Consider the following 13524-nt stretch of genomic DNA (forward strand, 5'->3'; position numbering starts at 1 on the left):
CCCCCGTACGATTCCGGCGCCCGCCACGCCCCCCGACGTTACTCCCGACCTTGCGCGGCGCGGCGGGCCGGGGCGGGCATGCTGAGCGGGCACCTCGCATCGTCACTCAGCGAAACGGAGCTGTCACATGGCGTACATCGGTCGACGGGCACTGCTGGCGGGAGCGGCGGCGGTGATCGCCGCCGCGACGGGGGGACCGGCCTTCGCCGGGCCGCGGAGCTCCGGTCCGCTCCCCGGCGGGGGTGCTGGAACCCCGGAGTTCCGGGGCATGTGGATCGCCACCGTCTCGAACGTGGACTGGCCCTCGCGCAGCGGGCTGTCCGCGGCGACGCAGCGCAAGGAGCTGCTCGCCCTCCTCGACACCGCCGTGCGCCGCCGGCTCAACGCCGTGGTCCTGCAGGTCCGGCCCGCGGCCGACGCCCTGTGGCCCTCCCCCTACGAGCCCTGGTCGCAGTGGCTGACGGGGGAGCAGGGGGTCGATCCGGGCTGGGACCCCCTGGGAACGGCCGTCGCCGAGGCGCACGCCCGGGGTCTGGAGCTGCACGCCTGGTTCAACCCGTACCGGGTGGCCAACCACACCGACTTCGACCGGCTGGTGCCCGAGCATCCGGCGCGGCAGGACGGCTGGACGGTCGAGTACGGCGGGAAGCTCTACTACAACCCCGGGGTGCCGGAGGTGCGGCGGTTCGTGCAGGACGCCATGCTCGACGCGGTCACCCGCTACCCGCTGGACGCGGTCCACTGGGACGACTACTTCTACCCCTATCCGGTGGACGGCGAGTACTTCGACGACGACGCGGCCTATGAGGAGCACGGTGGTGGCTTCTCGTCGCGGGCGGCCTGGCGCCGCAGCAACACCGACACCCTGGTGCGCGAGATGTCCGAGCGGCTGCGCGCCCTGCGGCCCGCGGTCAGGTTCGGCATCAGCCCCTTCGGGATCTGGCGCAACTCCGACCGGGACCCGGCCGGCTCGCGGACCCGGGGGCTGTCCGCGTACGACGACCTGTACGCGGACACCCGCAACTGGGTCAGGCAGGGCTGGATCGACTACGTCGTGCCGCAGGCCTACTGGCACATCGGGCACCCGACGGCCGACTACGCGGCGCTCGTCCCCTGGTGGGCCCGGACCGTCGCCGGCACCCGCGTGGCCCTGTACGTGGGGGAGGCGCTGTACCGCTGCGAGGCCGACAGCCCCACCGCGGCCTGGCGCGATCCGGCGGAGCTGTCTCGGCACGTGCGGTTCGCCCGCGGCTACCCCGAGGTCCGCGGCCACGTCTACTTCTCGGCGAAGCAGGTGGCCGCGGACCCCAACGGGGCGATGGCACGTGTGGTCGCCGACCATTACGGCTCGGCCGTGCCGCCGCGGTGAATCAGTGACCGGGCTCTGCGGGGTGGCGGACCACGCAGTCGGGTCCGGGCGCCATCAGCGCTTCGTGTCCGTCCTGGAAGCGGACCCGGTACGGGGGCGTCCCGTTCTCGCCGAGTATCTGGGTGATCTCGCCCACCTTGTCGGGTTGTCCGACGATCCTGCCGTGCTGCACCAGCTGGTCGCCCTCGGTCGCTCGCATGTCTGACCTCCTCGGTGGCGCTCCGATCCGGTGCTAGCAGTTTAGGTCGTTCCGGGGCTGTTTGACCCGTTGGGTCACCGCAATGCAGATGAGAACCGCGCAGGCGGCGGCCGGTGCGGCGGGGGCGAGCCGCTCCCCGAGGAGCGCCACGGACCAGACCAGGGTCAGCAGCGGCTGGGCGAGCTGGAGCTGGCTGGCCCGCGGCGCTCCGATCTCCGCCATGCCCCGGTACCAGACGTAGAGGCCGAGGAAGGTGGAGCCGGCCGCCGCCCAGACCAGTCCGGCCAGCCCGTGGCCGGTGAGGTGCACCGGCTCGTACACGAGCCCGAGCGCGCAGCCGGCCACGGTGAGCGGCAGGCAAAGCACCAGGGCCCAGCCGATCACCTGCCAGCCCGGCAGCGTACGGGCGAGCCGTCCGCCCTCGGTGTACCCGGCGGCGCACACCAGCAGGGCGGCGAACAGGCAGCCGTCGCCGGCCGAGAGCGAGCCGCCGCTCTGCGCGAGGGTGAAGCCGAGCACCACCACGGCCCCGGCCACCGCCGCGGCCCAGAAGGCCCGCGGGGGGCGGGTGCCGGTGCGCAGCGCGGACAGCGCGGCCGTGGTCAGCGGCAGGAGGCCGACCACGACGGCGGCGTGCGAGGTGGTGGAGGTCTGCAGCGCCAGGGTCGTCAGCAGCGGGAAGCCGACGACCACCCCGCCGGCGACGACGGCGAGGCCGGCCCAGTGCTCGCGGGCCGGCGGCCGGACCCGGCGGGCCAGCAGGAAGACGCCCGCGATCGCGGCCGCCAGGACGCTGCGCAGGGCCACCAGCGACCACGGGCCGAAGCTCTCCAGCCCCCAGGCGGTGGCGGGGAGGGTCAGCGAGAAGGCGACGACGCCGAGCGAGGCGAGAGCCGTGCCGCGCAGCAGCGGATTCTTCACCGCTATCGCGGTCGGGAGAGTAGCGCTATTCTGTGCTGTCATGTATGAGCGTAGCAGTGTGGCGGAGCTGGCAACTTGCCTGCGGTCCGAGCTTGACCGCTACTCGGTGGGTGGAAAGCTCCCGTCGAGCCGGGCCCTGGTCGAGCGGTACCGGGTCAGTCCCGTAACCGTCTCCCGGGCCCTCGCGCAGCTCGCCGCCGAGGGCCTCGTCGTCACCCGGCCCGGCGCCGGCGTCTTCCGCGCCGCGCCGCGCACACCGCTCCCCGCGGCCGGGGACACCTCCTGGCAGGAGGTCGCCCTCAGCGCGGAGACCCCCGGGGAGATCGTGCCGCGCTCGGTGGATGCGTCCGGGGTGCTGGCCTGCCTGGCCGCGCCGCCGCCGTCGGTGATCGGCCTCAACAGCGGTTACCTGCACGCCTCCATCCAGCCCGAGCGGGCCATGGCCGCGGCGCTCGCCCGGGCCGGGCGGCGCCCGGGAGCCTGGGACCGGCCGCCCATGGAGGGGCTGCCCGAGCTCCGAGACTGGTTCGCCCGCGAGATCGGCGGAGCCGTCGGGGCCGCCGACGTACTGGTCACCGCGGGCGGGCAGAGCGCGCTGACCACCGCCGTACGTGCGCTGGCCCCGCCGGGGGCGCCGATCCTGGTGGAGTCCCCGACCTACCCCGGACTGCTGGCCATCGCCCGCGCCTCCGGATGCCGTCCCGTGCCCGTCCCGGTGGACGCCGAAGGGGTCCGGCCGGAACTGCTGGCCGCCGCCTTCGAGGCGACCGGTGCGCGGGTGTTCGTCTGCCAGCCGCTGTTCCAGAACCCCACCGGCGCGGTCCTCGCGCCCGCGCGGCGGGCCGAGGTGCTGCGGATCGCGCGGGCGGCCGGGGCCTTCGTGGTCGAGGACGACTACGCCCGCGCCCTGGGCCACGACGACTCCGGTCCGCTGCCCGCGACGCTGGCCGCCGAGGACCACGACGGGGTGGTCGTCCACGTCCGGTCCCTGACCAAGGCCACCTCGCCCAGCCTGCGGGTCGGCGCCCTGGCGGCCCGGGGCCCGGTGGTCGACCGGCTCCGTGCCATCCAGGTGGTGGACAGCTTCTTCGTGCCCCGGCCGCTGCAGGAGGCCGCACTGGAACTGGTCGGCGCGCCCGCCTGGCCGCGCCACCTGAAGGCCGTGGCCGCCGAACTGCGTCACCGGCGCGACGTGCTCGCGGGCGCGCTGCGGCGGGAGCCGGTCGGGCTGACCCTGCCCCATCTGCCGTCGGGCGGCTACCAGTTGTGGGCCCGGATGGCCGGTGGCGGCGACGACGCGGCCTTCGCGGCCGCGGCCCTGCGCGCCGGAGTCGCGGTGGCTCCCGGCCGCCCCTACTTCTGCGCCGAACCGCCCGCTCCGTACGTGCGGCTGAGCTTCGCCGGCGTCTCCGGCCCGGCCGAACTGGTGGAGGCCGTGCAGAGGCTGCGCGCGGGCATGGGAGAGGAGCCGCGCACTCCGGACGCTTGACCCGCCGCCGCGCGCGGCCCACCATCGCCGCATGCATGTTCGGGTTTCGCTTGTCGCCGCAGCCCGTAGTTCCTCGCTGCTCGCCGAGCGCTTCGACGACGACCGCCCGCTGGACGGAACCGGCTGGCGGGCCGTCGAGTCCGCCGCGCAGGGCCTCGTACCCCTGGGCGCGGCAGAGTTGCGCTACTGCTCGCCGACCCCGCGCAGCCGGGCCACGGGCGAGGCCCTCGGGTACGCGCCCCTGGCCCAGCCGGCGCTGCGCGAGTGCGACATGGGCCGCTGGCGGGGGCTGACCCTCGCCGAGGTGACCGCGCAGGAGCCCGGGGCGGTCGACCAGTGGCTCAGCGACCCGCGGGCCGCCCCGCACGGAGGGGAGTCGCTGCTCGCCTTCATCTCCCGGATCGGTGGGTGGCTCGACACCCGGCCCGCCGACGACGGCGGTGCGATCGTGGCGGTGGCGGAACCCTCCGTGGTCCGCGCCGCCCTGGTCTACGCCCTGAAGGCGCCCCCGCTGACCTACTGGAACGTGGACGTCCGGCCGCTGTCGACGATGACCCTCACGGGCTGGTCCGGCCAATGGCACCTCTGCCTCCAGGCGCCGGCCTGATCGCGGCGTGAGACCCCGGGCGGGCCCGGCCGGGGCCGCGCGGGCCCGCAGCCGTCTCGTCGACGGGACCGCCTCCGCGGCACCGCCACGGTCCGGTGCGGTCCCCTTCCGGGGCCCGCTCCTGACGCGACCGGCGCAATCGCCGCCGGACGGCGGGCTTTGCTGCTAGACATCTTTCGGAGGGAGCGTGTCGCGCCCGTTCCTTCGGCCAGGCCCTCCCGCCGAGATCCACAACATTGCATAAACGTGCGGACGTACGTATAGTCATGCCATCGATGAGGAGGGTCCGATGGTGGTACGTGTAGCGGTGGCCGGAGCGAGCGGGTACGCGGGCGGAGAAGTCCTGCGCCTGCTGCTCTCGCACCCCGAGGTGGAGATCGGTGCACTCACCGGCAACTCCAACGCCGGGCAGCTCCTCGGCTCCCTGCAACCGCACCTCGTGCCGCTGGCGGGCCGCACCCTGGAGGCGACCACCCCCGAGGTGCTCGCCGGCCACGACGTCGTCTTCCTCGCCCTTCCGCACGGCCAGTCCGCCGCCGTCGCCGCCCAGCTCGGCGACGACGTCCTCGTCGTCGACATGGGCGCCGACCACCGCCTCAAGGACCCGGCCGACTGGGACGCGTTCTACGGCGCCCCCCATGCCGGGACCTGGCCCTACGGGCTCCCCGAACTCCCCGGCGGCCGCGCCGCACTGGAAGGCGCCAAGCGGATCGCCGTCCCCGGCTGCTTCCCCACCGCCGTCTCCCTCGCGCTCTACCCGGCCTACCAGGCGCAGCTCGCCGAGGCCGAGGCCGTGATCGTCGCCGCCACCGGCACCTCCGGCGCGGGCAAGGCGCTCAAGCCGCACCTGCTCGGCGCCGAGGTCATGGGGTCCGTGACCCCGTACGGCGTCGGCGGCAGCCACCGGCACACGCCCGAGATGGTGCAGAACCTCAGCCCGCTCGCCGGCGAGCGGGTCTCCGTCTCCTTCACGCCGACCCTCGTGCCCATGGCCCGCGGCATCCTCGCCACCTGCTCGGCCAAGGCCCTGCCCGGCACGACCGCGGACTCGCTGCGCGCCGCGTACGAGAAGGCGTACGCCGACGAACCCTTCGTGCACCTGCTGCCCGAGGGCCGGATGCCGTCCACCAAGTCCGTCCACGGCTCCAACGCCGTTCACGTCCAGGTCGCCTACGACGAGTCCGCCCGCCGGATCATCGCCGTCAGCGCCATCGACAACCTCACCAAGGGCACCGCCGGCGGCGCGGTGCAGAGCATGAACATCGCCCTGGGGCTTCACGAGGGCCTGGGCCTTTCGACGATCGGAGTCGCACCGTGAGCGTCACGGCAGCACAGGGATTCACGGCGGCGGGCATCGCCGCCGGGATCAAGGCCAACGGCAACCCGGACCTGGCCCTCGTGGTCAACAACGGGCCGCGCCTCGCCGCCGCGGGCGTCTTCACCTCCAACCGCGTCAAGGCCGCGCCCGTCCACTGGTCCGAACAGGTCCTGCGCGGCGGCACCGTCAGCGCGGTGGTCCTCAACTCCGGCGGGGCCAACGCCTGCACCGGCCCCAAGGGCTTCCAGGACACCCACGCCACCGCGGAGAAGGTCGCCGCCACCCTCAACGAGCACGGCCTCGGCGAGCACAACGCCGGCGAGGTCGCCGTCGCCTCCACCGGCCTGATCGGCGTCCTGCTCCCCATGTACAAGCTGCTTCCCGGCATCGAGACCGCCGCCGCCGCCCTGTCCGAGGACGGCGGCGAGGCCGCCGCCGTCGCCATCAAGACCACCGACACCGTGCACAAGACGGCCACCGTGACCCGGGACGGCTGGACCGTCGGCGGCATGGCCAAGGGCGCCGGCATGCTCGCCCCGGGCCTGGCCACCATGCTGGTCGTGCTCACCACCGACGCCGACGTGGACGGCCCCGCCCTCGACAAGGCGCTGCGCTCCGCCACCCGCACCACCTTCGACCGGGTCGACTCCGACGGCTGCATGTCCACCAACGACACGGTGCTCCTGCTCGCCTCCGGCGCGTCCGGCCGTACGCCCGCCCACGCGGACTTCGCCGAGGCCGTCCGCACCGTCTGCGACGACCTGGCCCGCCAGCTGATCGGCGATGCCGAGGGCGCCAGCAAGGACATCCGCATCGAGGTCATCGGCGCGGCCAGCGAGGACGACGCGGTCGAGGTCGGTCGCTCCATCGCCCGCAACAACCTCCTCAAGTGCGCCATCCACGGCGAGGACCCCAACTGGGGCCGCGTGCTGTCCGCGATCGGCACCACCAGAGCCGCCTTCGACCCGGACCGGCTGAACGTCGCCATCAACGGCGTGTGGGTCTGCAAGAACGGCTCCGTCGGCGAGGACCGCGACCTGGTCTCGATGAAGGACCGCGAGGTCCGCATCACCGCGGACCTCTCCACCGGCGGCGAGTCCGCCGTCATCTGGGCCAACGACCTGACCGCCGACTACGTCCACGAGAACAGCGCGTACTCCTCATGAGCGACGAGAAGGCCGGCCTGCCCGGCACCGCCCGCAAGCACACCGCCCTGCCCAAGGCGCGGATCCTCATCGAGGCCCTGCCCTGGCTCAGGCGCCACAACGGCAAGGTCGTCGTCATCAAGTTCGGCGGCAACGCCATGATCGACGAGGACCTCAAGGCCGCCTTCGCCCAGGACGTCGTCTTCCTGCACCAGGCCGGCCTCAAGCCGGTCGTCGTGCACGGCGGCGGCCCGCAGATCAACGCCCAGCTCGACAAACAGGGCCTGGTCAGCGAGTTCAAGGCAGGCCTGCGCGTGACGACCCCGGAGGCCATGGACGTCGTACGGATGGTCCTGGCGGGCCAGGTCCAGCGCGAGCTGGTCGGGCTGCTCAACCAGCACGGTCCGCTCGCCGTCGGCATGACCGGCGAGGACGCCCGCACCATCACCGCGACCAAGCACAGCCCCGAAATCGACGGCGAGGTCGTCGACATCGGCAGGGTCGGCGAGATCACCGACATCGACACCGGCGCGATCGAGGCGCTGCTGGCCGACGGCCGGATCCCGGTCATCTCCTCCATCGCCCGCAGCGCCGACGACCACCACGTCTACAACGTCAACGCCGACACGGCGGCCGCGGCGCTCGCGGCCTCCCTCGGCGCCGAGACGCTGATGGTCCTCACCGACGTCGAGGGCCTCTACGCCGACTGGCCGCACAGCGACGAGGTCATCAGCCGGCTCACCGTCAGCGAGCTGGAGAAGCTGCTGCCCGAGCTGTCCAGCGGCATGGTGCCCAAAATGGAGGGCTGCCTGCACGCCGTACGCAACGGCGTCGGCACCGCCCGCGTCCTCGACGGGCGGGTCCCGCACTCGATCCTGCTGGAGATCTTCACGGACTCCGGCATCGGCACGATGGTCGTGCCCGACCGACAGCCAGGGGGAGCAGCATGACGAAGGGCACCGGCAACCAGGAGTACGGCGCACGGTGGCAGGGCGCGCTGGCCGACAACTACGGCACGCCCGCCCTCGCCCTCGTCCGCGGCCGGGGCGCCCAGGTCTGGGATGCCGACGGCAAGCAGTACACGGACTTCGTCGGCGGTATCGCCGTCAACGCCCTCGGCCACGCGCATCCGGCGATCGTGACGGCCGTGACCGAGCAGATCTCCACGCTCGGCCACGTCTCCAACCTCTTCGCCTCCGAGCCGGTCATCGCGCTCGGCGAGCGGCTGCTCCAGCTCTTCGGCCGCCCCGGCAAGGTCTTCTTCTGCAACTCCGGCGCCGAGAGCATCGAGGCCGCCTTCAAGATCGGCCGGCTGACCGGGCGGACCCACATGGTCGCCACCGACGGGGGCTTCCACGGCCGGACCATGGGCGCGCTCGCGCTCACCGGCCAGCCGAAGAAGCAGGAGCCCTTCCTGCCCCTGCCCGGCGACGTCACCCACGTCCCGTACGGCGACGTCGAGGCCCTGCGGGCCGCCGTCACCGAGGAGACCGCGCTCGTCGTCATCGAGCCGATCCAGGGCGAGAACGGCGTGGTCGTTCCCCCCGCCGGATATCTGACGGCCGCCCGCGAGATCACCCGGGCCACCGGCACCCTGCTGGTCCTCGACGAGGTCCAGACCGGCATCGGCCGCTGCGGCCAGTGGTTCGAGCACCAGGCCCACGAGGGCGTCGAGCCCGACATCGTCACGCTGGCCAAGGGGCTCGGCGGCGGCCTCCCCATCGGGGCCGTCGTCGCCTTCGGACCCACCGCCGACCTGCTGCGGCCCGGCCAGCACGGCACCACCTTCGGCGGGAACCCGGTCGCCTGCGCCGCCGGCCTCGCCGTCATCGACACCATCGCCGCCGACGACCTGCTCGACCGGGTCAAGGCGCGGGGCGAGCGGCTGCGCTCGGGGATCGAGTCCTCGGGCCACCCTCTGGTATCCCACGTCAGGGGTGCCGGCCTGCTCCTGGGTATCGTGCTGACCGAGCCGCTCGCACCCAAGGTGCAGCAAGCGGCCCAGGACGCCGGCTTCCTGGTCAACGCGCCCGCCCCCGACGTCGTACGGCTCATGCCCCCGTACGTACTCACCGAGGCCGAGGCGGACGCGTTCGTCCGGGCGCTGCCCGGCGTCCTCGACGCAGCCCACGGGGACGGATCCGGAGAATGAGACGACGATGAGCCAGGCGCAGGACAACGAGCACGGCGGGCAGGCCGTCCCGCAGACCCGCACCGCGCGTCACCGCCGGATCGTGGACATCCTCAACCGGCAGCCGGTCCGCTCCCAGAGCCAGCTGGCGAAGCTGCTCGCCGACGACGGGCTGAGCGTCACCCAGGCGACGCTCTCCCGCGACCTCGACGAGCTGGGCGCGGTGAAGATCCGCAACACCGGAGGCGAGCTGATCTACGCGGTGCCCAGCGAGGGCGGCTTCCGCACCCCGCAGGCCCCGCTCGGCGAGTCCGCGAAGGAGGAGCGCATGCGGCGCCTCTCCGGGGAGCTGCTGATCTCGGCGGAAGCCTCCGCGAACCTCGTGGTCCTGCGCACCCCGCCGGGCGCGGCGCAGTTCCTCGCCTCGGCCATCGACCAGGCCGAGCTCCGCGAGATCCTCGGCACGATCGCCGGCGACGACACCCTGATGCTGATCAGCCGGGACCCGGCGGGCGGCCAGGCCCTCGCCGACCACCTCCTGCGGCTGGCGCAGAAGGAGGGCTGAGCGGGACGGGCCGGCGGGCGGTCCGGGGCGCCGGAAATCCCCGTGCCGGACCGTCGTTCGCCGACATAGCCTCGGGGCGTGCGCCAACTCGCCCTCGCCCTGGTGGTGTCCGCCGTGACCGCCGCGGTCTACGGGCCCATCGCCCTGCTGTGGTGGCGCCGTGCCCGGATCCGCAGCCGGACGCTCCGGCTCGTCGCCGCCGTCGAGCTGGAGCCGTACCACATGGCCCTGTTGCGGCAAGAGGCGACCGAGGCGGCCGCCGCCGAACTCGTCCTCGGCGGGTACCTCCGGATCGACGAAGAAGGTGCAGCGTTCCTGACCGAGCAGGGCCGCGACCCCGCCCGGACCCCCGCCCATCCGATGCCCGCCGCCCTGCTGGAGGCCTTACGCCGGCACGATCCCGAGCCCGTTTCGCTCGGCTGGATCGACTGGTGCGACGCCGGGTACGTGGAGCGGCGCGGCGCGTACCGGAGCGAACGGGACGCTCTGCTGCCCGAGCTCCCGCGGATGCCCGACGGCGCGGGGAACCGGTTTCTGGCCTGCTGCAGTTGTGTGGGCATCGTCCTGGTGATGTTCTTATGGGTCCTGGCGAGCGCGCTGCTGGTGACCGGTCGCCCGCACGGTCTGCGGGAATGGGCCTGCGCCGTGGTGGCCGCCCTCGGTCTGTCGGCGCTGCTGACGGCCGAGAAGGCCGGCAGGGTGGTCCGGGAGCGCACCGATTGCGGCGACCCGCTGGGCGACCTGGTGCGCTCCGAGCCGCACCCGGCCTTCGCGGCGCTGGACGAGGAGCAGCGCGCGCTGGTGCTGCTGAGCCTCGGCGACCGCCACACGTGCCGCGGCGCCGACACGGTCGTCCACGAGGAGGCCGGCGACGAGGGCGACGAGTGGCTGGACGACAAGGTCTGGTGGGAGGACGCGTACGAGTACCGGGCCGCCGACGAGGACGAGTCGGAGCAAGCGGGGGACGCTAGTAGCGGGTGACGGCGAGCGGTCCGTCCTGCGTGCCGATCGCGATGTGCGGGCGCCGGCCGGGTTCCGCCCAGCGCAGGATCCTCCGCATGTCGCGCGCCGGCACCGACACGCAACCCGCCGTCGCACCCTTGCCGTTCACGTGCAGGAAGATTCCGGCGCCCCGGCCGCGCACCGGCCGGTCGTAGTTGAAGGCGATCAGCAGCGCGTGCGCGTACTGCTTCTCGTAGGTGACCAGATGCTCGGCCTCGCCCGGCGCGCAGTCCGCCGGCAGCGGCTCCACCCAGCGGTTGTAGGCCGCCGAGGCGTTGTCCTGGCACCACCAGGAGTCCGCCTTCACCCGCCGGTAGACGTACGCCGTCCCGGCCGGCGCCCGCCGGATCCCGAAGGCGTACGGCAGCTCGTACAGCCCCGTCGGGGTGGTGTTGGTGCCCTGCGTACGGGTCGCGCCCTCGGTGAGGCCGCCGGCCCCGAAGCGGGCGGGCGCGCTCCCGACCTCGTACCAGCGCCCCGCCCACCGGTCCCACCAGGTCACCCGGCCGGTCGTGGATCCGGGCGCGGGCGCGACGGCGGTGATCAGCTGACTGCCGCCGCCGGTGTCGGCGAGACGGGTGGGCAGGGGCCCGGGTGAGGGCGCGGCCCCTTGGGGGAGCAGCGCCGTGACGATCAGTGAGCCGGTGACGAGAGCGGTACGCAGCACATGTCAGACGGTACGTGCAGGAAGCGGCAGGGGCAGTGCAGGCAGGCCGTCGAGGCTCGTCGCGATGTGCTCCTTCTTCTCGCAGTACTCGGCGAACTCCTCGTCGCTCTTGCGGGCGAGGTGGTCCGCATGGAGGGTGCGCTCGCCCCGGTACTCCATGAAGGGGACGGCGTACCCGCACACATCCGCGATCCGGCGGGCGCGCACCAGGATGATCGCCCGCGCGCCGGGCCCGTCGGCCGTGCCGAACAGGCCGATCAGCTCGGGCCAGCGAGGGTCGTCGCGGAAGACGGCCTCGCCCTCGCCGTGGATGCGCACGATGTTCGGGGGTCCGCTGAAGGCGCACCACATGAGGGTGATCCGGCCGTTCTCGCGGAGGTGGGCGATGGTCTCGGCGCCGCTGCCGCCGAAGTCCAGGTAGGCGAGCCGCTGTTCGTCGATGACGACGAGGGTGCCGGCGCGGCCTTTGGGGGACAGGTTGACGTGGCCGTCACCCGAGAGCGGGGCGGTCGCGGTGAAGAAGACAGGCTGCTCCTCGATGAACGTGCGGAGCCTGCCGTCTATGCGTTCGTAGAGCTTTCCCATGGGCTGATTATCGGCCCGCACGTGTGGAACGGGCCGGAGGATTTCACGTCGCGAGCCCCAATCTGCTGCGACGCAACCCCAGTCCGTAGTCGCCGAAGAGCTTCGCGGACCGCTTCAGCAGGGCTGCCAGCTCCGCCCTGTCCGCCTCTCCTTCGAACTGCGCCGGGTGCCACTGGCAGGCGCGCACGGCGGTCCGCGCCGTTTCGCGCGTCCTCGGGTCCCAGTCGTCGATCAGTGCGACGGCGGCCCGCAGCGCGTGGATCCCGCCCCGGGCGCGCAGCAGGCGGAAGGCGGCGCGCCGGATGTGCAGCGGGCCGCGCGGGTCCAGCCGTTCGGCCAGGTGCGCCGGGTCCAGGCGCCCGGCCGCGGGCAGCAGGCCCAGGCTCGCCTCGCGGGCCACGGAAGGCGTCGGGTCGTCCAGCAGTGCGAGCAGGACGGAGTCCTCCACGACGGCGTCCCGGCGCCGCAGGCCGGCCAGCGCGGCGGCCCGGACCGGCCCGGCGGGGTGCGCCACGAGCCCTCGCAGCAGGTCGGTGTCCTCGCCGCGGCCGCACTCGGCGAGTCCGGCCACCGCGTACGGCGACGGCCCGGCGGGATCGGAGACCAGCCAGCGGTAGTGCTCGCGGGGGTCGCCGCCGTCCTGGCCGACCAGCCAGCGGGCGCAGGACCGGACGAGCCCGGAGCTGTCGGCGAGGTGCGAGACGCCCTCGGCGGCCCGGCCGGCCCGGCGCAGCGCTGTGACGCCGGCGGCGCGCACGGCGGGGATCCGGGCGCCGGCCAGCACGTCGATCACCGCGTCGTCCGCCGCGGCCAGAGCGGCGTCGGTCCAGAGTCCGGCCGCCGCCGGGTCGGACTCGGCGGCGGCCCGACGGGCGCACTCCAGGGCGTCGGCCCGCCCGGGCCCGGTGAGGGCGAGCCGGACGGCGAACTGCCGCACCTGCCGGTCGGGGCAGTCCAGCAGTTCGGCGAGGACGGCGCCCGTACCGCCGCCCGGCGGCGCCGACGGCCCGGGCAGGTGCCACCAGGGCGAGGCGGCCGCGGCCTGCCGGCGCAGCGCCTCCTCGAACAGTTGCAGGATCCATCCGCCCCGCGAGCGCCGCCCCAGCCGCAGCGCCAGCGGGGTCAGCGCCCGCAGGGTGGCCTCCGGGCGGGCGACGAGAATGCGCTCCAGCACGACGCGGGCCCGGTCCCGTACGGGCGCCGCCGAGTCGGTGGTCAGGACGGCGACCAGCTCCGCGGGGGCGTCCGGCTCGGCGAGGGCCGCCTCGCGGACCCAGCCCCGCGGGTGGCACAGCCGCAGCGCCGGGGGCGCGGGCACCGGCGGCCGCCGCCCGCCGTGGCCCCCGCTGCGGACCTGCTCGGCGAAGGCGAGCCAGACGTCCGGCCCCGAACCGGGCGCCGGCACCGCGGCCGCGCACCCGTCCAGCAGCTCCTCCGCCAGGGCGCGCCCCCTCGCGGCGTCGGTGCCGGCCGCTGCGCCGGCCCCTGTGCGGTTCATCTGTCGCCACCCCTCCCGAAAGTGTTCC

At 74.1% G+C, this 13524-nt stretch carries 14 protein-coding genes; 9 read left to right on the forward strand and 5 right to left on the reverse strand.

Features of this window, described 5'->3' with window-relative positions; translation table 11 throughout:
• The first annotated feature begins 127 nt into the window (after window positions 1-127).
• Window positions 128-1369: a glycoside hydrolase family 10 protein gene (locus tag AB0F82_RS11530; RefSeq protein WP_362625908.1), complete on the forward strand. Its 1242-nt coding sequence runs from the start codon at window positions 128-130 to the stop codon at window positions 1367-1369.
• A gap of 1 nt (window position 1370) precedes the next feature.
• Here the strand turns inward: AB0F82_RS11530 and AB0F82_RS11535 are convergent, their stop codons facing one another.
• Together AB0F82_RS11535 and AB0F82_RS11540 are read right to left on the reverse strand one after the other, a co-directional pair.
• Entirely contained in the window at window positions 1371-1568 is a 198-nt protein-coding gene (locus AB0F82_RS11535; protein ID WP_362625911.1) for a DUF1918 domain-containing protein, read from the reverse strand.
• Between the two features lie 33 nt (window positions 1569-1601).
• Window positions 1602-2531 (reverse strand): DMT family transporter, encoded by a 930-nt coding sequence (locus tag AB0F82_RS11540; protein ID WP_362625914.1) that lies wholly within the window; start codon window positions 2529-2531, stop codon window positions 1602-1604.
• On the opposite strand from AB0F82_RS11540, the gene AB0F82_RS11545 reads away from it, so the two are divergent.
• The 8 genes from AB0F82_RS11545 (at window position 2530) to AB0F82_RS11580 (ending at window position 10725) form a co-directional block, all read left to right on the forward strand.
• Window positions 2530-3978 carry a PLP-dependent aminotransferase family protein gene (locus tag AB0F82_RS11545; protein WP_362625917.1) on the forward strand — a complete coding sequence of 483 codons (1449 nt, stop codon included), beginning with the start codon at window positions 2530-2532 and terminating at the stop codon, window positions 3976-3978. The two genes, AB0F82_RS11540 and AB0F82_RS11545, sit on opposite strands and share 2 nt — an antisense overlap.
• Window positions 3979-4009: 31 nt before the next feature.
• Window positions 4010-4585: a histidine phosphatase family protein gene (locus AB0F82_RS11550; RefSeq protein WP_356813798.1), complete on the forward strand. Its 576-nt coding sequence runs from the start codon at window positions 4010-4012 to the stop codon at window positions 4583-4585.
• A gap of 289 nt (window positions 4586-4874) precedes the next feature.
• Window positions 4875-5903 (forward strand): N-acetyl-gamma-glutamyl-phosphate reductase, encoded by a 1029-nt coding sequence (argC, locus tag AB0F82_RS11555; RefSeq protein ID WP_362625920.1) that lies wholly within the window; start codon window positions 4875-4877, stop codon window positions 5901-5903.
• Window positions 5900-7069 carry a bifunctional glutamate N-acetyltransferase/amino-acid acetyltransferase ArgJ gene (gene argJ / locus AB0F82_RS11560; RefSeq protein ID WP_362625923.1) on the forward strand — a complete coding sequence of 390 codons (1170 nt, stop codon included), beginning with the start codon at window positions 5900-5902 and terminating at the stop codon, window positions 7067-7069. The genes argC and argJ overlap by 4 nt, the downstream gene beginning before the upstream one ends.
• Entirely contained in the window at window positions 7066-7998 is a 933-nt protein-coding gene (argB, locus tag AB0F82_RS11565) for an acetylglutamate kinase (RefSeq protein ID WP_356813795.1), read from the forward strand. Before argJ ends, argB begins: the two co-directional genes overlap by 4 nt.
• Window positions 7995-9200 (forward strand): acetylornithine transaminase, encoded by a 1206-nt coding sequence (locus AB0F82_RS11570; RefSeq protein WP_356813794.1) that lies wholly within the window; start codon window positions 7995-7997, stop codon window positions 9198-9200. The genes argB and AB0F82_RS11570 overlap by 4 nt, the downstream gene beginning before the upstream one ends.
• Before the next feature lie 7 nt (window positions 9201-9207).
• On the forward strand, window positions 9208-9744 hold the full coding sequence (locus tag AB0F82_RS11575; protein ID WP_030027366.1) for an arginine repressor: 537 nt from the start codon (window positions 9208-9210) through the stop codon (window positions 9742-9744).
• A 78-nt stretch (window positions 9745-9822) separates the two neighbouring features.
• On the forward strand, window positions 9823-10725 hold the full coding sequence (locus tag AB0F82_RS11580) for a hypothetical protein (RefSeq protein ID WP_362625927.1): 903 nt from the start codon (window positions 9823-9825) through the stop codon (window positions 10723-10725).
• Here AB0F82_RS11580 and AB0F82_RS11585 read toward each other — a convergent pair.
• Genes AB0F82_RS11585 through AB0F82_RS11595 form a run of 3 tightly spaced genes read right to left on the reverse strand, consistent with a single transcriptional unit; the run spans window position 10712 to window position 13496 of the window.
• Window positions 10712-11410, reverse strand: a complete 699-nt coding sequence (locus AB0F82_RS11585) for a L,D-transpeptidase family protein (protein WP_362626130.1) — start codon at window positions 11408-11410, stop codon at window positions 10712-10714. The two genes, AB0F82_RS11580 and AB0F82_RS11585, sit on opposite strands and share 14 nt — an antisense overlap.
• A gap of 6 nt (window positions 11411-11416) precedes the next feature.
• Complete coding sequence (locus tag AB0F82_RS11590) at window positions 11417-11998, reverse strand: pyridoxamine 5'-phosphate oxidase family protein (RefSeq protein ID WP_356813792.1); 582 nt, start codon at window positions 11996-11998, stop codon at window positions 11417-11419.
• 43 nt (window positions 11999-12041) lie between these two features.
• Window positions 12042-13496 (reverse strand): hypothetical protein, encoded by a 1455-nt coding sequence (locus AB0F82_RS11595; RefSeq protein ID WP_362625930.1) that lies wholly within the window; start codon window positions 13494-13496, stop codon window positions 12042-12044.
• Window positions 13497-13524: the final 28 nt, after the last annotated feature.

The organism is Streptomyces virginiae, assembly GCF_040638905.1.
Taxonomy (GTDB): Bacteria; Actinomycetota; Actinomycetes; order Streptomycetales; family Streptomycetaceae; genus Streptomyces; species Streptomyces virginiae_B.